The organism is Pedobacter psychrophilus (assembly GCF_001652725.1).
Taxonomy (GTDB): domain Bacteria; phylum Bacteroidota; class Bacteroidia; order Sphingobacteriales; family Sphingobacteriaceae; genus Pseudopedobacter; species Pseudopedobacter psychrophilus.
Genome location: NZ_LWHJ01000031.1, coordinates 85,760 through 107,083 on the forward strand (window position 1 = coordinate 85,760; position 21,324 = coordinate 107,083).

At 30.7% G+C, this 21,324-nt stretch carries 22 protein-coding genes and 2 tRNA genes; 16 read left to right on the forward strand and 8 right to left on the reverse strand.

From position 1 onward, the window contains the following. Positions 1-66 precede the first annotated feature (66 nt). Complete coding sequence (locus tag A5893_RS15635; protein WP_068823530.1) at positions 67-696, forward strand: CHASE3 domain-containing protein; 630 nt, start codon at positions 67-69, stop codon at positions 694-696. Here the strand turns inward: A5893_RS15635 and A5893_RS15640 are convergent. Next, positions 693-2,111 (reverse strand): ATP-dependent DNA helicase, encoded by a 1,419-nt coding sequence (locus A5893_RS15640; RefSeq protein ID WP_068823531.1) that lies wholly within the window; start codon positions 2,109-2,111, stop codon positions 693-695. The genes A5893_RS15635 and A5893_RS15640 overlap by 4 nt on opposite strands. A gap of 237 nt (positions 2,112-2,348) precedes the next feature. On the opposite strand from A5893_RS15640, the gene A5893_RS15645 reads away from it, so the two are divergent. Genes A5893_RS15645 through coaD form a run of 3 tightly spaced genes read left to right on the forward strand, consistent with a single transcriptional unit; the run spans position 2,349 to position 4,179 of the window. Continuing rightward, a complete protein-coding gene (locus A5893_RS15645; protein ID WP_068823532.1) occupies positions 2,349-3,164 on the forward strand; it encodes a DUF3822 family protein in 816 nt (271 codons plus the stop codon). Then, entirely contained in the window at positions 3,155-3,694 is a 540-nt protein-coding gene (locus A5893_RS15650) for an RsmD family RNA methyltransferase (RefSeq protein ID WP_068823533.1), read from the forward strand. Before A5893_RS15645 ends, A5893_RS15650 begins: the two co-directional genes overlap by 10 nt. 20 nt (positions 3,695-3,714) lie before the next feature. After that, entirely contained in the window at positions 3,715-4,179 is a 465-nt protein-coding gene (gene coaD / locus A5893_RS15655; protein ID WP_068823534.1) for a pantetheine-phosphate adenylyltransferase, read from the forward strand. 25 nt (positions 4,180-4,204) lie between these two features. On the opposite strand, the gene A5893_RS15660 is transcribed toward coaD, so the two are convergent. From A5893_RS15660 to mnmE, 3 genes are read right to left on the reverse strand one after another with little or no spacing between them, the layout of a single operon-like run. Next, complete coding sequence (locus tag A5893_RS15660; protein ID WP_068823535.1) at positions 4,205-4,537, reverse strand: nucleotidyltransferase domain-containing protein; 333 nt, start codon at positions 4,535-4,537, stop codon at positions 4,205-4,207. Then, the gene (locus A5893_RS15665) at positions 4,512-4,994 is read right to left on the reverse strand and encodes a nucleotidyltransferase substrate binding protein (protein WP_068823536.1); all 483 of its coding nucleotides are present in this window, start codon (positions 4,992-4,994) and stop codon (positions 4,512-4,514) included. The genes A5893_RS15660 and A5893_RS15665 overlap by 26 nt, the downstream gene beginning before the upstream one ends. A gap of 54 nt (positions 4,995-5,048) precedes the next feature. Next, on the reverse strand, positions 5,049-6,416 hold the full coding sequence (mnmE, locus tag A5893_RS15670; RefSeq protein WP_068823537.1) for a tRNA uridine-5-carboxymethylaminomethyl(34) synthesis GTPase MnmE: 1,368 nt from the start codon (positions 6,414-6,416) through the stop codon (positions 5,049-5,051). 206 nt (positions 6,417-6,622) lie between these two features. On the opposite strand from mnmE, the gene A5893_RS15675 reads away from it, so the two are divergent. From A5893_RS15675 to A5893_RS15685, 4 genes are all read left to right on the forward strand, one after another. Continuing rightward, entirely contained in the window at positions 6,623-6,991 is a 369-nt protein-coding gene (locus A5893_RS15675) for a hypothetical protein (RefSeq protein ID WP_068823538.1), read from the forward strand. Positions 6,992-7,065: 74 nt separating this feature from the next. Further along, on the forward strand, positions 7,066-8,319 hold the full coding sequence (locus tag A5893_RS17940; protein ID WP_198342345.1) for a type IIL restriction-modification enzyme MmeI: 1,254 nt from the start codon (positions 7,066-7,068) through the stop codon (positions 8,317-8,319). After that, entirely contained in the window at positions 8,289-10,031 is a 1,743-nt protein-coding gene (locus A5893_RS17945; protein ID WP_317040605.1) for an Eco57I restriction-modification methylase domain-containing protein, read from the forward strand. The genes A5893_RS17940 and A5893_RS17945 overlap by 31 nt, the downstream gene beginning before the upstream one ends. A 7-nt stretch (positions 10,032-10,038) precedes the next feature. Next, the gene (locus tag A5893_RS15685) at positions 10,039-10,740 is read left to right on the forward strand and encodes a hypothetical protein (protein ID WP_068823539.1); all 702 of its coding nucleotides are present in this window, start codon (positions 10,039-10,041) and stop codon (positions 10,738-10,740) included. Positions 10,741-10,817: 77 nt separating this feature from the next. Here the strand turns inward: A5893_RS15685 and A5893_RS15690 are convergent. The 3 genes from A5893_RS15690 to A5893_RS15700 form a co-directional block, all read right to left on the reverse strand. Continuing rightward, positions 10,818-10,891: transfer RNA gene (locus A5893_RS15690), tRNA-Arg, on the reverse strand. A gap of 6 nt (positions 10,892-10,897) precedes the next feature. Next, positions 10,898-10,971: transfer RNA gene (locus A5893_RS15695), tRNA-Ile, on the reverse strand. Positions 10,972-11,105: 134 nt separating this feature from the next. Further along, on the reverse strand, positions 11,106-13,529 hold the full coding sequence (locus A5893_RS15700; RefSeq protein ID WP_068823540.1) for an alpha-ketoacid dehydrogenase subunit alpha/beta: 2,424 nt from the start codon (positions 13,527-13,529) through the stop codon (positions 11,106-11,108). 127 nt (positions 13,530-13,656) lie between these two features. On the opposite strand from A5893_RS15700, the gene A5893_RS15705 reads away from it, so the two are divergent. The 8 genes from A5893_RS15705 to A5893_RS15740 all read left to right on the forward strand — a co-directional run bounded on the left by A5893_RS15705 (position 13,657) and on the right by A5893_RS15740 (position 20,115). Further along, entirely contained in the window at positions 13,657-14,052 is a 396-nt protein-coding gene (locus A5893_RS15705; RefSeq protein WP_068823541.1) for a DUF1573 domain-containing protein, read from the forward strand. A 60-nt stretch (positions 14,053-14,112) separates the two neighbouring features. Beyond that, entirely contained in the window at positions 14,113-14,748 is a 636-nt protein-coding gene (locus A5893_RS15710; protein ID WP_068823542.1) for an HAD family hydrolase, read from the forward strand. 8 nt (positions 14,749-14,756) lie between these two features. Then, entirely contained in the window at positions 14,757-15,692 is a 936-nt protein-coding gene (queG, locus tag A5893_RS15715; protein ID WP_068823543.1) for a tRNA epoxyqueuosine(34) reductase QueG, read from the forward strand. A gap of 104 nt (positions 15,693-15,796) precedes the next feature. Then, positions 15,797-16,027 (forward strand): hypothetical protein, encoded by a 231-nt coding sequence (locus A5893_RS15720; RefSeq protein ID WP_068823544.1) that lies wholly within the window; start codon positions 15,797-15,799, stop codon positions 16,025-16,027. Between the two features lie 246 nt (positions 16,028-16,273). Further along, the gene (gene lpdA / locus A5893_RS15725; protein WP_068823545.1) at positions 16,274-17,677 is read left to right on the forward strand and encodes a dihydrolipoyl dehydrogenase; all 1,404 of its coding nucleotides are present in this window, start codon (positions 16,274-16,276) and stop codon (positions 17,675-17,677) included. A gap of 107 nt (positions 17,678-17,784) precedes the next feature. Continuing rightward, complete coding sequence (locus tag A5893_RS15730) at positions 17,785-18,222, forward strand: sterol desaturase family protein (protein ID WP_082911470.1); 438 nt, start codon at positions 17,785-17,787, stop codon at positions 18,220-18,222. A gap of 76 nt (positions 18,223-18,298) precedes the next feature. Further along, a complete protein-coding gene (gene murB, locus A5893_RS15735; RefSeq protein ID WP_068823725.1) occupies positions 18,299-19,315 on the forward strand; it encodes a UDP-N-acetylmuramate dehydrogenase in 1,017 nt (338 codons plus the stop codon). A gap of 260 nt (positions 19,316-19,575) precedes the next feature. Beyond that, positions 19,576-20,115: a sigma-70 family RNA polymerase sigma factor gene (locus A5893_RS15740; protein WP_068823546.1), complete on the forward strand. Its 540-nt coding sequence runs from the start codon at positions 19,576-19,578 to the stop codon at positions 20,113-20,115. A gap of 10 nt (positions 20,116-20,125) precedes the next feature. On the opposite strand, the gene A5893_RS15745 is transcribed toward A5893_RS15740, so the two are convergent. Further along, positions 20,126-21,319: a proline dehydrogenase family protein gene (locus tag A5893_RS15745; RefSeq protein WP_094336737.1), complete on the reverse strand. Its 1,194-nt coding sequence runs from the start codon at positions 21,317-21,319 to the stop codon at positions 20,126-20,128. Between the last annotated feature and the right edge of the window lie 5 nt (positions 21,320-21,324).

The following is a 21,324-nucleotide window of genomic DNA, read 5'->3' on the forward strand; positions in this document are numbered from 1 at the left end:
TAATTACTACTGTAAAATTTTAAGTATTTTATTATTTTTGTCTAAATCTACTTGAAATTATCTTGAATGAAAAAAGTAAATATCATTTACTTATTAATTTTGGTTGGTATATTATCTTCAACCGGATACTTGTACTTCACACTTTATACTTATAGCAATATATCTTCTAATTTAAAGACAAGTGAAGACAAATATGATTTTTTAGAAAGCTCTAATGCAATGATTTTGGATTTGCGTGAGGCAGAATCTTTTGAAAGAGGCTATTTAATAAGTAAGGATTCAAGTTATCTTAATCAATATAAAAAATCATTATATAAGTTAGAATCAGAAAAAGTCAGGTTTTTTACAATTTCTAAAAGCTACGGCTTAATTGAATCTAACGCCAAGGATATTGAGAAGCTTCGTTTACTCGTTGACAAAAAGATAGAGGAGATGAACAAAATCATAATTTTGAAAAACCAAGGTCTAAATGAAGAGGCAGTTCAGTTGGTTAAAGGAGATGTAGAGATGAAGATTATGGTAGAACTTGTTAATGTTTTTCAGAATTTATATACCGATCAAAAGTTTAAAGAAACTCAAACAAAAATTTCTATACTTAATAAAAGAAAAGACTTTAAATTTTCTATATGGAGCAATTCCATTTTTATAATTATTATTTTGCTCTTGGTTGGTTACTTTGTTAAAGCTTCTTCTTAAGAGTCAGTTATAATTGAATTTGGAAAAAATAAATCGGTAAAATTTACATAAAATAGTTCTTTAGAAGCCCTTGTTGTAGCGGTATAAAGCCATCTTAACAATTCTATATTGATCATATCTTCGGTTAAATAACCTTGATCTATAAATACCGCATCCCACTGTCCGCCTTGTGCTTTATGACAAGTAACCGCATAAGCAAACTTAATTTGTAAAGCATTAAAATAAGGATTCTTCTTTAACTCCTCCATTTTTGCTCTTTTTGTAGTCAAATGCTCATAATCTTTCATCATTTCCTCAAACAATATTTTTTGCCTTGCATAAGGTAAATTTGGTGTTTCAGCATAAAGCGTATCTAACATTACTTTGCAGGTTAAAGGCTCCTGATCAATATCAGCAAATAGAATTTGAACTTCGGCAAATCTGAAGCCATACATTTCTTGGATATTTTTAACCCGAGTGATTTTCCCAATATCACCATTGGCAATAAAACCGCCTTTCTCCTCTCCTAACCAAAAATAATTATTCTTCACCACCATCACCAAATCACCTCCGGTTATTTCATCCTCACGCCATAAAATTTGATTTCTAATGCTTTGGTTAAAGATATTTGCCCCTTTGTTAGATCGGCAAACAACCAAACTATTTTCCATTCCATATTTATCATAGGCGTAGTTTAGACCCTCCACAATTTTATCTCCCATCATCCGATAAACATCTTTAAATCCTTTAGTAACCAAAGTGGGGAAAATTTCCTCTTCTGTGCGGATAAGCTCTCTAATAGTAGTAGCATTATGCAAAATACCAGATTCTAGATCTTGTCTTACCACTTGGGTAAGTTCCACTTCAGAAACAACCAGTTGAAAATGATTTAGCTTTTCTTTTACCAAAGCAGGACTTTCTAAAGACCCAACTGGAGGAAGCTGGGCAGTATCTCCAATAAAAATTATCCGGTTATTATTCTGATTTTCATAAACATAAGAAATCACGTCCTCCAATAAACTACTTCCGCTATAATCCGTTTTCTCATCTGCAATCATAGAAGCTTCATCAATAATAAACAAGGTGTCTTTATGTAAATTAGCTGCCAAACTAAACTGCAGATCTGGTGAAACAGCTGATTTTTTTCTATAAATTTTACGATGAATTGTTGACGCTTCTTTATTTGAATAATTGCCCAAAACTTTAGCCGCCCTACCCGTTGGTGCCAATAAAACAGTCTTAAGATTATACCTTGGCAATAATTTAATAAGCGTACTAATGACTGTTGTTTTTCCCGTACCTGCATATCCTTTTAATACAAAAACACAATTATCCTGCTTTAAACGCATAAATTGGTCAAGTTTATCAAACAAATAAAGCTGTTGAGGATTAGGTAAATGCGGAAAAGACTTTGCTAAATCATGTGCGATGCTCATTATTTCAAATTTCGCTAAAAAAAAACAATTGATTATAAACTCATTTTAGATTAAAATATAAGCTAAAATTTTTGGGCGTTTTTACAGGCTTTCCGTTATATCTTTTTTGCAGATAAAGCAAAAAAGGATGTCACTTCAATCCTTAACGCAAACAATTAACAAAATAGGTGCTCAAACCTTTTTAAACAGCTTTAATTCTGACCTAGGTTTACAGATAAATTTTTACTTTTGTTTTGTATGAGCGATAAAATTATCCTTTCTGTAGATGGCTTTGAAAACTTAAATCTCAAAGATTTTGAATTGTATTTAGAAATTGGTCTTAATTCTTATAATTATGCCATCATAGACCCCTCAGATAAAGGTGTAAAATCTATCGCACACAAGCCAACAGTTATTTATAACGATTTAAACGACCTAGTTTTGCAAGGAAGTTTTGCTAAAACCAAAATTAGTTTACCTACACAAAAGTTTACGTTTATACCTTCAGAAATTTATCATCAAAAAGATCTAGAAAATTACAGTAAATATATCCAACCTTCTGATAATGATAAAGTTTTAACAAAATCTTTAGAAAAATCTGGAATTACAGCAATTTATGCATTGCCCGAATTGCAATTAGATAAATTAAGTACAATTTTCCCCAATGCAGAAATTTTCCCTCAATTTGTGCCTTTCTATAATGGGATTATTTATGCTTTTAGTCAAATTGGATTTTCTCAGTTATTTATTAATATTAAGCATGGTTTTGTAGAAATTATAATTTTAAAAGATCATCAATTTCAATTCTACAATGTGTTTGAGTATCAAAATGATGATGAACTTCTGTATTTTATTTTATTATCTGTTCAACAGAATAAAATTAAGCCAGCATCTGTTACTGTTAAGGTAAGTGGCGATATACAACAATTTGGAGATACCTTTAAAAAAATTGTGAAGCAATTTCCTCGTACAGAAGTTACTGATCAAGATAGTCTTCCATTGTTTTATAATGGATTAGGACATCCAGTAATGCCGCGTTTCTTTTCTTTATTAAGTTTGCATTTATGCGAATAATTGGCGGCAAGCTCAAAGGAATTAGGTTTAATCCTCCAAAAAATTTACCGGTAAGGCCAACAACAGATATGGCCAAAGAAGCCTTATTTAATATTTTACAGAATCAAATTGATATTGATTTTATAAAAGTGCTGGATTTATTTAGCGGCACTGGTAATATTAGTTTAGAATTTGCTTCACGTAATGCTATCTCAATTACCTCGGTTGACAAAAATTTTGGATGTTTTAATTATCTCAAAAAAATAGCCGAAGAACAAAAAATCGATAACCTTAATGCCATTAAAGCTGATGTTTTTAAATTCTTGAATGAAGAAACTGAAAAGTTTGATTTAATTTTTGCCGATCCACCTTATGATTTAAATCGAATTCCTGAAATTGCCACTATAGTTTTTGAAAAAGACTTACTAAACGAAAATGGTATTTTAATTATTGAGCATCAGAGTATGCAAGATTTATCAAACCATCCAAATTTTACAGATAAACGTGTTTACGGTTATTCTGCTTTTAGCTTTTTTAAATTAAAACCTTAATTTTAATCAAAATTTTTCTCATGAAAATTGCATTGTTCCCAGGCTCTTTTGATCCGATTACAAAAGCTCACGTTGATATATTAAAGCGTTCTTTATCATTATTTGATAAGATTTATGTAGGTATTGGAACCAATAGTACCAAACAATCTTTAATGACAATTGAGCAAAGATTAGAAATGATTACTGCAGTTTTTAAAGATGAACCTAAATTAGAAATGGTAGCTTATGAAGGTTTAACGGTAAATTTTTGTAAAGAAATTGGAGCCTCTCACATGATTAGGGGCATTAGAACCGTTTCAGATTTTGAATATGAAAAAGCAATCGCTCAAATGAATCACTCTCTAATTCCTGAAATTGAGTCTATATTTATCGTAAGCAAACCCGGCTATTCTTCCATCAGCTCTACCATTGTCAGGGATATTTTAAGATACGGTGGTGACGTTAGTCAATTTGTCCCTAGCGCTGTTTTGCCGTTTTTAAAATAGGAAAAAATCTATTTATTATTTATAGCTATATGGTATATAAAAGTTTACCCATTCGTTCTATATGCGATAGAAGATCAGGATTATCAATATTAGAGAAAATGCTAATGTCAAAGGTGTAAGGAAGATATAAATCGTCCAAAGCTAAATCTAAATTATATTTTGTATTTAAATCTAAATAATCGCCTATCAAAGTAATATCAATATCAGAATATGTTTTTGCACTTCCCTTTGCCCTTGAACCATACAGTAAAACTTGCTCAATTTTGGAAAAAGAAGTAAAAACCAACCTAATTTTGTTCAAATCTTCATTAGATAAGCCAATCTCTTCTGCCCTACAATAATTTTCCTTGATTACCATTTATTATATGTTCTATTTTATTCTCGAAATTTACGAATAGCGGATAATAAACCTTTATAACTATTTTAAAAATCTCATCGGCTGTTTCAGCATTATAAGTATGAGAAGTTTCGTTTCTGCTCAAAATCATGTTCATCCATTCTTGAGCATTGGTAATTAAATTAACCTGAGCTGCATATCTTGTGGCATCTTTACTTCCTCTAATTTCTGCATTGCCTTGATCTTCTGCAAAATCTTGCATTACCTTCCATGCTAACTCATGCGTAAACTCAAAACTTTGTATCAATCCTTGTTTTAAAATATCTGCGATGCTTTTGGTAACTTCTTCAAAAACTTCTTCGTCTTCAAAATCCAAATTTTCATAAGATGCTTTGATATACCCGATATTTTGAGAAAGTTGATTTAAAGCCTTTCGGTAATTGCTGAAACGCTGTTGCCATCTTATATCTTTTTTCATCTGTAATCTCTTTTTCAATGATTAAATATAGATATTTTTTAATTTTCAGTGGATTTACTTTCCAATGCAAAACTTAGAAAATATGTTCTCTAAAAGATCATCAGTAGTAACTGTACCTACAATTTCACCCAAATAATGTAAGGCTTGTTTGATATCTAAAGCTAAAAAATCGGAAGTTATAGGATTATCAATTCCATTTAAAACCCGATTTAAAGCTTCTTCTGTTTTTTGTAAAGCTTCTAAATGTCGGATATTACTCACAATAACCTCATCAGAATTTAGCAAATTAAGATTTACGGCATCTAATAAAGCATCTTCCAATAATTGAAGATTCACTTTTTCTTTAGCAGATATTTGTAAAATAGTGTGATTGGAATTATTTAATGGATGAATATCAACTTTATTAGCAATTACAATTAATGTGCTATTGTTTTGGTTAATAACCGTCTTTAAATCAGTTAGAATTTGATCTAATTCTTTTTCATTTGTTTCTTTAGCATCAAATAGATAAAACACTATTGCAGATGACTTTATCTTTTCAAAAGTGCGCTCTACTCCTTTTGCTTCTACTATGTCCTGTGTTTCTCTAATTCCAGCCGTATCAATAAACCTAAAGTTAATTCCTTTGATGTTTATTTCATCCTCAACTGTATCCCTAGTTGTTCCGGCAATTTCAGATACAATTGCTCTTTCCTCGTTTAACAAAGCATTTAACAAAGTAGATTTACCAACGTTAGGTTTGCCAGCAATTACAACTGGTACGCCATTCTTAATTACGTTTCCTAAATCAAAAGAGCTAATCAGATGTGAAATATTTTTATGAAGCAGTAGGATTAACCTTTTTAAATCATCACGATTAGCGAATTCAACATCTTCCTCACCAAAATCAAGTTCTAACTCTATCATACTCGCAAAATGAATTAGCTGCTCTCGTAATGCTTTTAATTCATTAGAAAAGCCTCCTCTCATTTGTTGCATAGCCAATTGATGAGATGCTTTAGAATTGGATGCAATTAAATCTGCAACTGCTTCTGCTTGAGACAAATCTAATCCCCCATTTAAAAAAGCTCTTAAAGTAAATTCTCCCGCTTTCGCTAATCTCGCCCCATTTTTAATTAATAGTTTTATAATCCTATCAATAATATATTTCGAGCCATGGCAACTAATCTCCACTACGTTTTCTTTAGTGTAAGATTTTGGTGCAACAAACAAGGAAATTAAAACCTCATCAATAATGTTTTCTCCATCCCTAATCGCCCCAAAATGTATGGTATGGCTATCCTGTTGTTCTAGATTTTTTCCTTTAAATACAGAATTAATTATCTTAATTGCGTCTGGACCAGATAAACGAATTACCCCGATTGCCCCAATTCCATTTGGTGTAGCCAGGGCTACTATTGTTTCTTCTTGATGTTGAATCATTGAATGCAAAGGTAAGAAATTGTTGATGGTTTGGGTTGCAGATTAAGATTTGCTGAAATCAATTGTCAAGACGAAAGTCTTTCTAATGCTACACACCTAATATTAGGAAATGTTGATTAAAAATATGAAATTTTAATTAATCAAAAATAAATAATTGACTAGATTTACTAAAAATATTAGCAATTATTTTTATTACTATTTCAGATATGACAGGCATACATGGAAACCCATTTATTAATTGGAAAAAACTAAAGGTTAAATATAAAAATACCGAATATGAATTTTTAGTAAAAGCTATAATTGTTGGAAATATGCCTGAAAACATAGCCTACGAATTAAAATATATTGATAAATCGTTCAAAATTGCTTTTAGCGATTCAAATTGGATTAGGCTTGATAAGTATGATGAGTTTGCTTCACATGTTGGGAAAATTATTAGTGAAAAAGTAATCTTGAATGAAAAAGCCATACAAATAGAAAATTATAAAGCTGAAAAAGAAGCATTAAGAAAGTTTAGAAGCGAGGGACAAAAATGGGGAAAACAGTTTAAAGGAAATAAAGAAGATGATCATTAAATAAATTAGAATTAATTAAAATTATCCTAAAATTTATCTGGTTTTTACCATATTTAGGAAATCTTAATTATTAAATGTCTTTATTTCAAAAATCTGTATTAAACAAATATTACAACGAACTTTCAATTTCTGAAATTCAAGATTCTTTTAAACGCTTCCAAAGCGTATTTAATAACCCAGCAAAGCAAGAAAACATTTTAAATGCAAAAGAAGAACAATATCAAGAAGGATTTTTAAGAGAACTATTTGTTAATATTTTAGGGTATAGACTTTATCCAGATGAAAATCATAACCTGATAACTGAACAAAAGAACGAGGGCAACAGCAAAAAAGCAGACGGAGCAATTTTAAACGGTTTAGTAGTTACCGCAGTAATAGAATTGAAATCTACCAAAACAATTGATTTGGCGAATATAGAAAGCCAGGCATTTGGATATAAAAACAATCAGCAAGAATGTAAATACGTAATTACTTCAAACTTTAAAAAGTTAAGATTCTACATTGATAACGCAGTTGAGTTTTTAGAGTTTGATTTATTCAATCTCGCTTTTGAGGATTTTAAATTAATGTGGGTTTGCTTAAGCGCAAATTATCTTTTAAAAAATATTCCTGCTCAAATAAAAGAAGCATCCAACCATCAGGAAGAAAAGATAACAAAGCAACTCTATTCAGATTATGCAAAGTTTAGGAATGAATTATTTAACGACATCTGCATTAAAAATACAGATCATGATAAATTATTCTTATTCAAGAAAACGCAGAAATTATTAGATCGGTTTTTGTTTTTATTCTTTGCTGAAGATAGAGGTTTAGTTGCTCCTAACTGGACAAGAAAGATTTTACAGGATTGGACAGATTTAAAAGATAGATATGATAATTATATCCCACTTTATACAAGATTTCGTAAAAACTTCGATTATTTAAATACTGGTTATCATGGCAAAGACGGTGAAATATTTGCTTATAATGGCGGTTTATTTGCACCTGATGAGGTTTTAGACAGTTTAATTATTGAAGATGATTTGCTTTACAAAGGTTCTTTAAAATTAAGCAATTATGATTTTGATAGTGAAGTTGATGTAAATATTTTAGGGCATATTTTTGAACATTCTTTAAATGAGATTGACGAAATACAAGCTAGTTTAGAAGAAGTTAAGGTTGAAAAAGTAACCAAAAGAAAGAAAGACGGCGTTTTTTATACTCCTAAATATATTACTAAATACATAGTAGAAAATACCATAGGCACATTATGTAAAGATGAAAAAGTAAAACTTCAACTCATTGAAGAGGATTTTGAATTTATAGATGCAAAGCAGGTAAAAAACTAACTGATAAAAGAAAAGAATTAAATCAAAAAATTGACGATTACAGAAATTGGCTTTTAGAATTAAAAATTGTAGACCCAGCTTGTGGCTCGGGTGCGTTTTTAAACCAAGCTTTAGACTTTTTGATTTTAGAACATTCAAAATTAGATGAATTAAGGGGTAGGCTTTTAGGTGGAAGTATTATTTTATCTGATGTTGAAACCAGCATTTTAGAAAATAACCTTTACGGAGTTGATATAAATGAAGAAGCTGTTGAAATAGCAAAACTTTCTTTGTGGTTGCGTACAGCCAGAAAAGGCCGTAAACTAAACTCTCTAAATAATAATTTAAAGTGCGGTAATTCTTTAATTGATGATATTAAAGTAGCAGGAGATAAAGCGTTTAATTGGGATTTAGAGTTTACAGCCGTTTTTGAAAAAGGCGGTTTTGACGTGGTTATTGGAAATCCGCCTTATGTAGTTTATATAAAGTCTATTGTAGGGGAGAATACTATTAATTATTTATCCGAAAGATATTCGTTTGCTGAGTACAATCCCAACACATATGCTTTATTTACTGAATTAGCAATTAGTAAAATTTTAAAATATAAAGGGCAATTAGGATTTATTATACCATCTTCTTGGCTTGATAATAAATATTTTTCAAGGATGAGAAACGGTGTTTATTCTCAATATGTTAGACAAATTATAAATTTAAAAAATTCGGCTTTTGATGAAATAGTTGAAACTTTAATTCTCATACTTGATAAGGAAAAAGAGAAAGAAAAAGTTGTTGTTATTCCACTGTTCAATTTAGGTAATATAGAGTCGCAAACTTTAGATATTTCTATTCTCAAAAAAGGAGTTAATCCTTTTATTAAGAAAAGCGATTCTATAACAGACAAATTAGATGCATGTTCAAAATTATCTGATAATGCAACAGTTTATAGAGGTTTAGAAACTAGAGATAATTCAAAGTGGATTTTTTCTGAAAAAATAAATGATTCTCATAAACCAATTTTATTAGGAAAAGATATAAATAGATATTCTACCTATTTCTCTGGAAGCTATGTGAATTTTGTTAAGAAAGAAATGAAAAGCAATGCGAATGAAGATTTTTTTAAAAGTCAAAAAATCTTGATGCGCAGAACTGGAAACAAAATTACAGCAGATATTGAATTGTTAGGGTATTTTGCGTTAAAAAACTGTTATTTAATTATTCCAAAACGTGGTTTTATTTATTCAATATTAGCTCAATTAAATTCAAAGCTTATAGGATATTATCATAAAATGCAATCTAGTGGAGAAAATAAGGCTTTTGCACAGTTCAAAGGAGAATATGTTTCCTCATTACCATGTTTATTAGAAAAAAAAGAAATAGAAAGTGAATTTGAAGAGAAAATAATTTTTCTAAAAGAATTGATGAAAAAAGAGAATGAAATTTTGAACTCCCTAAGTTCTATTATTTCACTTCGTTATAAAAATATTATTCAATCTTTAAAACTTTCAAAATGGAACGAATTAACAGCAAAAGAATTTTTTAATGAATTTGAAAAACAAAAAGTTAAACTTTCTTTAAATGAACAATCTGAATTGCTTCAATATTTTGAAGCACAAAAGATTAAAGCAATTGATATTAAATCTCAAATACATCAAACAGAAAATGAAATTGATACAATGGTTTATAAGCTTTATGAATTAACTGAAAAAGAAATTGAAATGGTTGAGGCTATTTAATTAAGAAATGGAAGGAGAATCAATCCCTTATATAGATAGTGTATTTATGAATATAGATAATCCATCGATACCCTATAACTGGAGGACAAGAAAACAACCAATTTATCGCTTATTAAATAAAAAACAATGGTTAGATAACTTCTTTGATAGTGGAGAATTAAATTTAAGTTGCTTCTCGAAATTCAGAAATTATCCAAATGAAATACAAGGAGATAGAGAAGAAGGAGACGCCTTGATTTGGTTTGAAGACAAAAAGGGCGATACTCATGCTATAAAATATGAAGCAGGGTTAAATAGTTACATTCTTTGTTGTTCATTAGAATTAAATGAAAGGATTATAAAAGATTTTAATGCAATTGGAGCAATTAAAATTAATAATCCAACTTTTTTTAGTCTTGAAGTAATGTCAAAAATTGAAAATTGTACTCAAGGAATTGAAGGTATTTGCAATTATGAAGACAGCAGAATTTTTCATAACAAGTCAGAAAAATTAAAAAGCCTACTAGATAATAAAGACTTCATTAATGACCCTTTATTCATTAACCAATTTTTAATTGAGACAGGGGAAAACGAGTTATTTCTGAAAAAGAATCTTTACGAATATCAAAAAGAATATAGAATGCTTTGGTTTACTACAAATAAAATTGAGGAATCAATTATTATAAAATGTCCAGATGCAATAAGATTCTGTGAAAGAATAAATTTTTAAAACTGACAGTAATATTGACAGTAAAAATTAAAAACCCTTGTAAATATCTGATTTACAAGGGTTTTTGTTTTAAATAGTGATCACATCAGGATTCGAACCTGAGACCTACTGCTTAGAAGGCAGTTGCTCTATCCAGCTGAGCTATGCGACCGTGTTGTGCACCCACCTGGGCTCGAACCAGGGACCAAAAGATTATGAGTCTTCTACTCTAACCAACTGAGCTATAGGTGCCGAAATCTATATCGATTTGCGGCTGCAATGATAGGGCTTTTTTTTAAAAATTACAAAATAAATTGCCTTAAAATGAGCCTGTAAAATATTATTACTTCTTAATTTTCACTTAGCTATAGCTAAGTGCTTCATAATCAAAAAATATCAGAAAACTTTTCTGGATTTGAACTTTGCATCATTCCATAAACTTTTTCGATTATATCATCTATACTTGGCTTACTAAAATAATCTCCATCAGATCCATAAGGTGGTCTATGCTCTGCAGCTGTTAAAGTTTGTGGCTTAACATCTAAAGAAAAATAACCGTTTTGACGCTCTAAAATATCCCTTAAAATAAATGCAGAGGCACCTCCAGGTACATCCTCATCAATAATTAATAACTTATTGGTTTTCTTTAAAGACTTAGCGCAGTTCATCTCATTATCAAATGGCATAAGCGTTTGTACATCGATCACTTCTGCATCAATACCATAATTCATCAGTTCTTCAGCGGCTTCACAAACTAACTTTAATGTAGAACCATAAGAAATCAATGTAATATCTTTTCCTTCTTTTAAAAACTCAACTTCTCCCAATGCTATACAAAACTCCCCGGGATTATCTGGCATCTTTTCTTTTAAACGATAACCATTTAAACATTCTATTACAAAAGCTGGCTCATCACCTTTTAGTAAAGTGTTGTACATACCAGCAGCCTGTGTCATATTTCTTGGCACACAAAGATGAATTCCTTTTAGAGCGTTTATTAACAATCCAATTGGAGAACCCGCATGCCAAATACCTTCTAAACGATGTCCACGGGTTCTTACAATCATTGGAGCAGCTTGCCCTGCTTTTGTACGATAACTTAAACTGGCCAAATCATCACTCAAAATATTTAGAGCAAATAACACATAATCTAAATATTGAATTTCGGCAATCGGTCTAAAACCACGCATTGCTAAACCAATTCCCTGTCCAATAATGGTCATTTCTCTAATACCGGTATCGGTTATTCGTAGTTCTCCATATTTTGCTTGTAAACCAGCAAATCCTTGATTTACATCACCAATACTTCCTAAATCCTCTCCAAATGCAATCAGTAAAGGGTTTTTCTCAAAATTAGCATCGAAACAAGCATTTAAAACCTCTCTGCCATCTACCATTTTAGAATCCTGATGATAATTAACAGGAATAGAATTTATCAAAATTGGAGATTTTGAACTCCCGGTAAATAACTTTGAATTAAAACGATTGCTATTTAATTTCTGCTGGCCTTTGTACCAATCAAGCAATTGCACTTTTTCATCAGATTGATTTATAGCACTTAGCCTTAAAGCCTTTCTAACAGATGATATGATCTCCTTTCTTAGTGGATCAATCTCTGATTTTAATATTACTGAAACATTTTTAACCTCTTCTACTTTATCGCTTAAAGCATCTAAAAGTGTTAAAGCTTCTTGCTTTTCAATTTTAATTTTGGCCATCATATCAGTCCAGGCTTCTTTTAATATTGCTTTAACTGAAATTTTAGCTTCGTTTTCTAATTCAGAGATTTGTGTCTCGGTAATAATAGCAGATGAAAGCATCCATTCTTTCATTTTTAAGAGACAATCATTTTCTTTTTCCCATTCTAATCTATCTTTAGATTTGTATCTTTCATGAGAACCGGATGTTGAATGGCCTAAAGGCTGGGTTATTTCTGTAACATGGATTAAAACAGGTACATGCTCATCTCTGCAAATTTTTATTGCCTTTTCATAAGTTTCGCATAGTGCCGGATAATCCCATCCCTTAACTTTAAAAATTTCGTAACCAGGTTTACCTTCTTCTCTTTGGAAACCTTTTAATATTTCTGAAATATCTTCTTTAGTAGTCTGGTATTTTGATGAGACAGAAATGCCATAATTATCATCCCAAACAGATATAGCCATAGGAACCTGCAAAACACCAGCAGCATTTATTGTTTCAAAAAACAAACCTTCTGAGGTAGAGGCATTCCCAATAGTACCAAAAGCAACTTCGTTTCCATTGATAGAAAAATTATCAAACTCTTTTAAATCGGTATTTTGACGATATAATTTTGAAGCGTAAGCCAAACCAAGCAATCTTCCCATTTGTCCTGAAGTTGGAGAAATATCAGAAGAGCTATTTTTCATCTTAACTTGGTTTTGCCAGGTTCCATCTTCATTTATAAAACGAGTTGCAAAATGTGCGTTCATTTGCCTTCCGGCAGATGCTGGTTCGTTTTCTAAATCTGAATTAGAATACAGTTGAGCAAACAATTCCTTTATTGTTGTCATGCCAGTGGCAAACATAAAAGTTTGATCACGATAATATCCTGATCTCCAATCGCCATTTTTAAAAACCTTAGCCATGGCTAATTGGGCAACTTCTTTACCGTCACCAAAAATCCCAAATTTGGCTTTTCCGGTTAATACTTCTCTCCTACCTAAAATACTAGCTTGGCGACTTTTGTAAGCAATCTCGTAATCATTAATTACAGTTTTCTTAAAATCCTCAAAGGTTAAATTTTGGGCTTGATTTAAATCGCTTGAAATATCTTTGGTCTCTATCATGTTAAATTGGTGCTCAAAATTCAAATTTAGTAAAATATAAGATAGCTTTAAAATAAGCGTTATTGTTTTCAAATTGTTTTGGAACAGTTGTTGAATTACCTATATTTGATAAATAAATTTTAATAATATGAAAAAGATTTTGTTAATATGTTCAGTAGTGATTGGTTTTATTGCCTTTTCTGCAATGAGCGATAATAAAGCTGAATTTAAATTTAATGAAGAAACTCATGATTTTGGTAATGTTCCTCAAGGAAAGCCAGTTTCATTTGTTTTTAAGTATACAAACGTTGGTGATGAACCATTAATTATAACTGCTGTAGAGTCTACTTGTGGTTGTACAGTTCCTAGTGTAGAGCCAAAACAGGGCACTCCAGTTCTTAAGGGAGCATCAGGTTCAATTACCTTAACTTACAATGCTGCAGTTGCGGCTCCTTTTAACAAATTTGTTAAAATTACTTCAAACTCTAAAACTCCTTTAAAAATGTTATACATTAAAGGTGAGGTTGTTGCAGCTGCGAACTAATTGTTAAAACTTTTTATAAAGCCATCTGATGAAGATGGCTTTTTTTATGTCTAAAATTTAATGGAGAAGATTGATAAAAACATTAAGAACATCATTTTTGATTATGGTAATGTAATTTTTACTATAGATTTTAAAAAAACAAAAAAAGCATTTGAGGATTTAGGAATCAATAATGTAGAAACTTTCTTTTCACATAAAGGTCACAATTCTTTATTTGACGATTTTGAAACAGGATCTATAAGTTCAGAAGAATTTAGGGCTGGGATTAGAAAAATAAGCGGTAAAAATGAGCTTACGGATAAACAGATTGACGATACCTGGAACTCTCTCTTAATTGGAGTTCCTAAAGGAAATCACGAATTACTATTAAAGCTAAAAGATAAATACCGTATTTTTTTATTAAGCAACATCAATGAAATCCATTTAAAGTATATAAATAATTATCTTAAAACCGAGTTTGGATTAGATGGAAACGATGGTTTTTTTGAAAAGATTTATTACTCACATTTAGTGGGGAAACGCAAACCTAATAAAGAAATTTTTGAGCAGGTTTTACAGGAGAACAACTTAAAAAAAGAAGAAACTTTGTTTATAGATGATAGTCCGCAACATTTAAAGACGGCGACTGATATGGGCATTAATACTTATTTAATGACTTATCCAGATCATATTCAGAAATTGTTTAAAGATATTTAAATTCAATTTTGCTAAATTCTAAAAACTTATACACAGAAATTATTAAAGCCGAAGCTAAACGCTTGGGTTTTTCTTTTTGTGGTATCTCAAAAGCAGGATTTTTAGAAGAAGAAGCACCAAGATTAGAGAATTGGCTTAATAATAATTATAACGGCAAAATGGATTATATGAATAATCATTTTGATAAAAGATTAGATCCAAGATTATTAGTTGATGATGCCAAATCGGTTATTTTACTTTCATTAAATTACTATACAGAAGAAGGACAAACTGATGTAAATGCTCCAAAAATTTCTAAATATGCCTACGGGAAAGATTATCATTTTGTTATCAAAGACAAGCTAAAATCTCTAATGCATTTTATTGAGGAAAACATTGGTGAAGTTAAGGGAAGAGCATTTGTAGACTCCGCTCCTGTTATGGATAAAGCTTGGGCAAAGAAGGCAGGATTAGGTTGGATAGGGAAAAATACAAACCTGATTTCAAGAGATAATGGTTCTTTCTTTTTTATTGCCGAATTGATTACAGATTTAGATTTAAATTATGATAATCCATTTGAAGATGATTTTTGTGGAACTTGTACAAAATGTATAGATGCCTGCCCAACGGATGCAATTATTGATCCTTATGTAGTTGATGGAAGTAAATGTATTTCTTATTTAACTATCGAGTTGAAAGATCAAATTCCTGAAGAATTTAAGGGGAAGATGGATAACTGGGCTTTTGGTTGCGATATTTGCCAAGACGTTTGCCCTTGGAATAGATTTTCGGTTCCTCATCAACATGAAGAATTTAAACCACATCCTGATTTACTTAAATTAAATAAGAAAGATTGGGAAGAAATTACTTCTGATGTTTTCTCTGAGGTTTTCAGAAATTCAGCTGTAAAACGAACTAAACTTGAAGGTTTAAAAAGAAATATTTCATTTTTAAAAGAACGCTAACCTTACTTTTGCAAGATAGTGTCCCATTTAACTATATAAATGTTCCAATTAAATATTAGCGATATACGGCAAATGAATTGCATACCTCGTTAAAAAAATATCACATGACAGACGGAGCATTTTGCATTGAAGTAAATTTATTGAACGAGACTTCAGAAAAACAAGTCCTTGTAGAACCTATAATGGTTAATGAAATCTACAAGCTAACAATCCCAAAAATTGGAATCGTTATTTTAAAAAAGGAAAATAATCACAATTGGAAACAAATTGGTGGAACTGAACTTCATCTAAAATCATTAGAAAATATTCTAAAAAAACTTGAGTTTAGTAATTAATAATTTTAGAAAAGCCTGATAACTTATACTTAAAATAAAGTTGTCAGGCTTTTTTATGGTCTTACTCTTTTTTCAAACTCTAACTGAGTTGTTTAGGAACTGGTAAATATATCATCAGATTTAACCTAAAAAAGTTTACCTATTTAAAGTTGAAATTTTCGAATACATAAAACTGTAATTAAATTAACATCTAACTTCTATCGCATAAATTTTTCCTTAATTTAGCGCAAACAAAAAATTAAAAAGATGCAATACGATGTTATCGTGATAGGTTCTGGACCTGGTGGTTATGTGGCAGCAATTAGATGCGCACAATTAGGTTTAAAAACCGCAATGATTGAAAAATATTCTACGTTTGGTGGTACCTGTTTAAATGTGGGATGTATTCCTTCAAAAGCACTTTTAGACTCTTCTGAACATTATCATAATGCTACTCATACTTTTGCAGAGCATGGAATTGATGTAAAAGAGGTAAAAGTAAATTTGCCACAAATGATCAAAAGAAAGAATGAAGTAGTAGAACAAACTACTGGTGGAATTACTTTCTTAATGAAAAAAAACAAGGTGGATACTTTTGAGGGCTTAGGTTCTTTTAAAGATAAAAACACGATCAAAATAACTCTAACTAAAGGTGGTGAGCAAGAAATTACAGGTAAAAATATAATTATTGCAACTGGAAGTAAGCCAACAGAATTGCCTTTCTTAAAGCCTGATGGTAAAAGAATTATTACGTCAACCGAAGCTTTAAATTTAACTGAAGTACCAAAACATATGATTTTGATTGGTGGTGGTGTAATTGGTTTAGAGTTAGGTTCTGTTTATGCCCGTTTAGGTTCAGAAGTTACAGTTGTTGAATTTATGGATGCCATTATCCCAACAATAGATAAAACTTTAGGTAAGGAGCTACAAAAATCTTTGACCAAATTAGGTATGAAATTTTTGTTGAGCCATAAAGTGACTGGCGCAACTGTAAAAGGTAAAAAAGTTACTGTCACAGCCAATTCTCAAAAAGGGGAAAAAGTAGTTTTAGAAGGTGATTATTGCTTGGTTGCAGTAGGAAGAACTGCTTACAGTGAAGGTTTAGGTTTAGAAAACATTGGTATTACTGTTGAAGAACGAGGCAAAAAAATTCCAGTTAATGAACATCTAGAAACTTCTGTAAAAGGTATTTATGCCATAGGCGATGTGATTAAAGGTGCTATGTTAGCACATAAAGCAGAAGAAGAAGGAACCTTTGTTGCTGAAACGATTGCGGGTCAAAAACCGCACATTAATTATAACTTAATTCCTGGAGTTGTTTACACCTGGCCTGAGGTTGCGTCTGTTGGTTATACCGAAGAGCAGTTAAAAGAAAAAGGAACAAAATATAAAACGGGTACTTTCCCATTTAAAGCAAGTGGAAGAGCAAGAGCAAGTATGGATACGGATGGTTTGGTAAAGGTTTTAGCAGATTCTACTACAGACGAAATCTTAGGAGTACATATGATTGGTCCACGTACTGCCGATATGATAGCAGAGGCAGTTGTAGCTATGGAATTTAGAGCAAGTGCTGAGGATATTGGAAGAATTAGCCATGCTCACCCAACTTTTACTGAAGCTTTCAAAGAAGCTGCTTTAGCCGCAACAGATAATAGGGCAATACATATTTAAAATAATTATGAATATTTGAAGGAAAGAATGATTGAATATCTTTAAATAATAAGATTTATTCAATCATTCAAAATTCTATCATTCATAACTCTTTTATTAAAACTTCATTGATAATCTTAATCAACATAGCCATCATTTTAGCAACCATTATTGTGATGGAAACTTTGTCTTGGGCTATGCATAAATATTTATTTCATGGTCCTTTATGGTTCATACATAAAACACATCATCAACAAAGACATGGTTTTTTTGAATTAAATGATGTTTTTAGTTTTGGGTTTGGAATACTTGCTTTATGGTTAATTTGGATTGGACATGAAAATTTAAATTATAAATTTTGGATTGGTGCTGGCATTTCAATCTACGGTGTCATATATTTTATTTTTCATGATTGGTTTATCCATAATAGATTTAAGGCCTTTAAATCAGAAAATAAATATTTAAAAGGGATTAGAAGAGCTCATAAAATCCATCATAAATCAATTGAAAAAGAGGATTCTGAAGAGTTTGGCTTGCTTGTGGCTAGTAAGAAATATTTTAAGTAATTTTAAATATTTGATAAATTTATTACCATATTATTCTATCATTCAAACCCTCAATCATTCCATCATTATAAAACTCATGCTTCAAATCCATCAAAATATATCTTTAAAAAACTTTAACACTTTTGGGATTGATGCTTATGCAAAATACTTTGTAGAAATCAACCATAAAGAACAATTAGTTGAGCTATTTAAAGATCCAAAATGGCATGATGAAACTCAAAGATTAATTTTAGGTGGTGGTAGTAATATGCTATTCACCCAAAATTTTGATGGCTTGGTCATCAAAATGAATATAAGGGGAATTGAGCATCGAATAAATCATGAAGAAGTGATTGTAGAAAGTGGCGCAGGGGAAGGTTGGAATGATTTGGTAAATTATTGCGTGGATTGGGGTTTTGCCGGAATGGAAAATTTGAGTTTAATTCCAGGCTCTGTTGGTGCCTCTCCGGTTCAAAATATAGGTGCTTATGGTATAGAATTAAAGGACGTTTTTGAGAGCTGCGAAGCTTTCGAGATTTCAACTGGAAATTTCAAAAGTTTTAATAAAACTGATTGCCAATTTGCTTATCGCGAAAGCATATTTAAACAAAATTTAAAGGGTAAATATATTATCACATCAGTAAAATTTAAACTTTCTACCCAGCCAAACCTAAACGTTTCTTATGGCGCAATTGAAGAGGAACTCAAAAATAGAGAGATTATTCAACCCAATATAAAAGACATTTCTAAAGTAGTATCAGCTATAAGGGTTTCTAAACTCCCCGATCCTTCCACAATAGGTAATGCTGGTTCATTCTTTAAAAATCCTGTTCTAGAAAAAAATGAGTTCGATTTGCTTCATAAAAAATTCCCAGATATCCCTCATTATATAATTGATAATGGCATTAAGCTAGCTGCAGGTTGGTTAATTGAGCAATGCGGATGGAAAGGAAAGATTGTAGGAAACACAGGAACATGGAAAAACCAAGCTTTGGTTTTAGTAAATCATGGTTATGCTACAGGAGTTGAAATTTATAACTTATCCCAAGCTATCATCGACTCAGTCAAAACAAAATTTGATGTCTCTTTAGAAAGAGAAGTTAACATCATATAAATTAACATTTCTGTATTAAATTAGAGTCTCCATACTATAGAGCTCATTTCTTCTATAAAATTTATCATTATCTATTTTTATCATATCCTAACTTAATTGTTACAAACAAAAAATGACTGATTGTGGACCGTTTTTTGGGTAATAATTAGAAGTTTAAACATTTTGTTTAACTATACAACAAAAAAGGCTAAACAAAATTTGTAGAATCCATTCCTTATTCTTAGTTTTGTTTAAGTAATCAACCAAAAAAGTTAAACAAAATGACTAAAATAGAATTCAATACTTTAGTAATGCGCCAAGCTTCATCATTAAAGGTTTATGCACTTCATTTTACCCATGATTCTGATGATGCTAACGACTTAGTTCAAGACACTTTGCTAAAAGCAATCACCTATTATAATAAGTTTAAAGAGGGTACAAATTTAAAAGGATGGTTGTATACCATCATGAAAAACACCTTTATAAATAATTATAGACGATTTGTTAAAATCAGTTCTATGGTTACCAAAACTGACGAAATATCTTCATCTCAATTGTCATATAGCGCAATGAACAATGGTGGTGAACAAAAATTTATCATGGATGATATTAAAAAAGCTTTAAATTCTTTACAGAAAGAATATTATATACCATTCACAATGTATTTTGAAGGTTATAAATATCATGAAATTGCTGACCATTTAGAAATTCCTATAGGTACTGTAAAAACAAGAATTCACGTGGCAAGAAAATTATTAAAGAAAGATTTAAAAGCATACGATAATAAAGGATTTAATCCTCAAGCAGAAATAGCTGCTTAATAATCACGAACTAAATTTTTCTACGCTTTATCTCAGAAGAGATTAATTTTAATTCTCTTCCCATTTGTCCAGCTATAGCTGTATTTTCTTCTGCCCTTCTAAATAAATAAGGTAGTACCGCTTTTACTGGTCCATAAGGAACATATTTTGCTACATTATAATTTGCATTCGATAGATTAAAGCTCAAATTATCGCTCATTCCCAGTAGCTGTGAAAAATAAATATTTGAATGATTGTTTTCAATAGATTTAAATTCCATTTTCTCTATTAAAGTTTCACAGCTGTATTGATTGTGCGTACCCGCTACAAAGTTTACATCTTTCAAATTATCTAAACAGAATGAAGTGGCAAGATTATAATCTCTATCTGTACTAGCTTTATCTGCTTGTATTGGCGAATTATAATCCATTTCTAAAGCTCTTTTTCGCTCTTTTTCCATATATGCTCCTCTCACTAATTTTGCTCCTAAAATAAATCCTTCTGCTTGTCCTAAAGTTAAATCTGTAATTAAGGATGCTAATTTATCATGCCTATATAATTGGTAAGTATTAAAGATTATTGCTTTTTCTTTATTGTACTGGCGCATTAATCCTAATGCCAAATTATCAATGGCATCTTGTATCCAACTTTCTTCTGCATCAATCATTAAAGGTTTTTGTAACTCAAAAGCGGTTTTAGCGATGTTTTCCAGTCTTGATAATGCTTTTTGCCACTCAAAATTTTCTAACTTATTTAACTCCTCTTTATTATTTATTTTCCGAATTAATTCAAACCTGGCAATCCCAGTAACTTTAAAAACACAAAAAGGAATTGCTTGTGGCATTTCGACAGCTTTCTTTATGGTATCAATAATTTCCATTGCTGTGTGTTCAAAAACACTTTCTTCCTCTTCGCCTTCAATAGAATAATCCAAAATAGTTCCTACACCTTCTTTTGCTAGCTTATTGATAGTTGAGGTACAATCTGCTATAGTTTCGCCTCCACAAAATTGTTTAAAAATTGTTTTTTTGATAATTTTTGTAATTGGCAATTTAATAGCCATTGCAAATTTGGTCATAAACGGCCCAATATTTACCAGTACATTATTACTAATGGCTTTAAATAACCAAAAAGATTCTTTCAACTCTTTATTAGTTTGATGTTTAAAGGCAATAGCAGTATCATCAAATGATAAAGTCTTAGGTTCAATTGGATTTGTAATCATTATAA

Coding starts and splice junctions, on each gene's coding strand:
- A5893_RS15675 (WP_068823538.1), top strand. CDS start 6,623: ATGACAGGCATACATGGAAACCCATTTATTAATTGGAAAAAACTAAAG.
- mnmE (WP_068823537.1), bottom strand. CDS start 6,416: ATGATTCAACATCAAGAAGAAACAATAGTAGCCCTGGCTACACCAAAT.
- A5893_RS17940 (WP_198342345.1), top strand. CDS start 7,066: ATGTCTTTATTTCAAAAATCTGTATTAAACAAATATTACAACGAACTT.
- A5893_RS15705 (WP_068823541.1), top strand. CDS start 13,657: ATGAAAAAGATTTTGTTAATATGTTCAGTAGTGATTGGTTTTATTGCC.
- lpdA (WP_068823545.1), top strand. CDS start 16,274: ATGCAATACGATGTTATCGTGATAGGTTCTGGACCTGGTGGTTATGTG.
- A5893_RS15745 (WP_094336737.1), bottom strand. CDS start 21,319: ATGATTACAAATCCAATTGAACCTAAGACTTTATCATTTGATGATACT.
- A5893_RS15700 (WP_068823540.1), bottom strand. CDS start 13,529: ATGATAGAGACCAAAGATATTTCAAGCGATTTAAATCAAGCCCAAAAT.
- A5893_RS15720 (WP_068823544.1), top strand. CDS start 15,797: ATGACAGACGGAGCATTTTGCATTGAAGTAAATTTATTGAACGAGACT.
- A5893_RS15710 (WP_068823542.1), top strand. CDS start 14,113: ATGGAGAAGATTGATAAAAACATTAAGAACATCATTTTTGATTATGGT.
- A5893_RS15740 (WP_068823546.1), top strand. CDS start 19,576: ATGACTAAAATAGAATTCAATACTTTAGTAATGCGCCAAGCTTCATCA.
- A5893_RS15660 (WP_068823535.1), bottom strand. CDS start 4,537: ATGGTAATCAAGGAAAATTATTGTAGGGCAGAAGAGATTGGCTTATCT.
- A5893_RS15640 (WP_068823531.1), bottom strand. CDS start 2,111: ATGAGCATCGCACATGATTTAGCAAAGTCTTTTCCGCATTTACCTAAT.
- coaD (WP_068823534.1), top strand. CDS start 3,715: ATGAAAATTGCATTGTTCCCAGGCTCTTTTGATCCGATTACAAAAGCT.
- murB (WP_068823725.1), top strand. CDS start 18,299: ATGCTTCAAATCCATCAAAATATATCTTTAAAAAACTTTAACACTTTT.
- A5893_RS15650 (WP_068823533.1), top strand. CDS start 3,155: ATGCGAATAATTGGCGGCAAGCTCAAAGGAATTAGGTTTAATCCTCCA.
- A5893_RS15645 (WP_068823532.1), top strand. CDS start 2,349: ATGAGCGATAAAATTATCCTTTCTGTAGATGGCTTTGAAAACTTAAAT.
- A5893_RS15665 (WP_068823536.1), bottom strand. CDS start 4,994: ATGAAAAAAGATATAAGATGGCAACAGCGTTTCAGCAATTACCGAAAG.
- A5893_RS15635 (WP_068823530.1), top strand. CDS start 67: ATGAAAAAAGTAAATATCATTTACTTATTAATTTTGGTTGGTATATTA.
- A5893_RS15685 (WP_068823539.1), top strand. CDS start 10,039: ATGGAAGGAGAATCAATCCCTTATATAGATAGTGTATTTATGAATATA.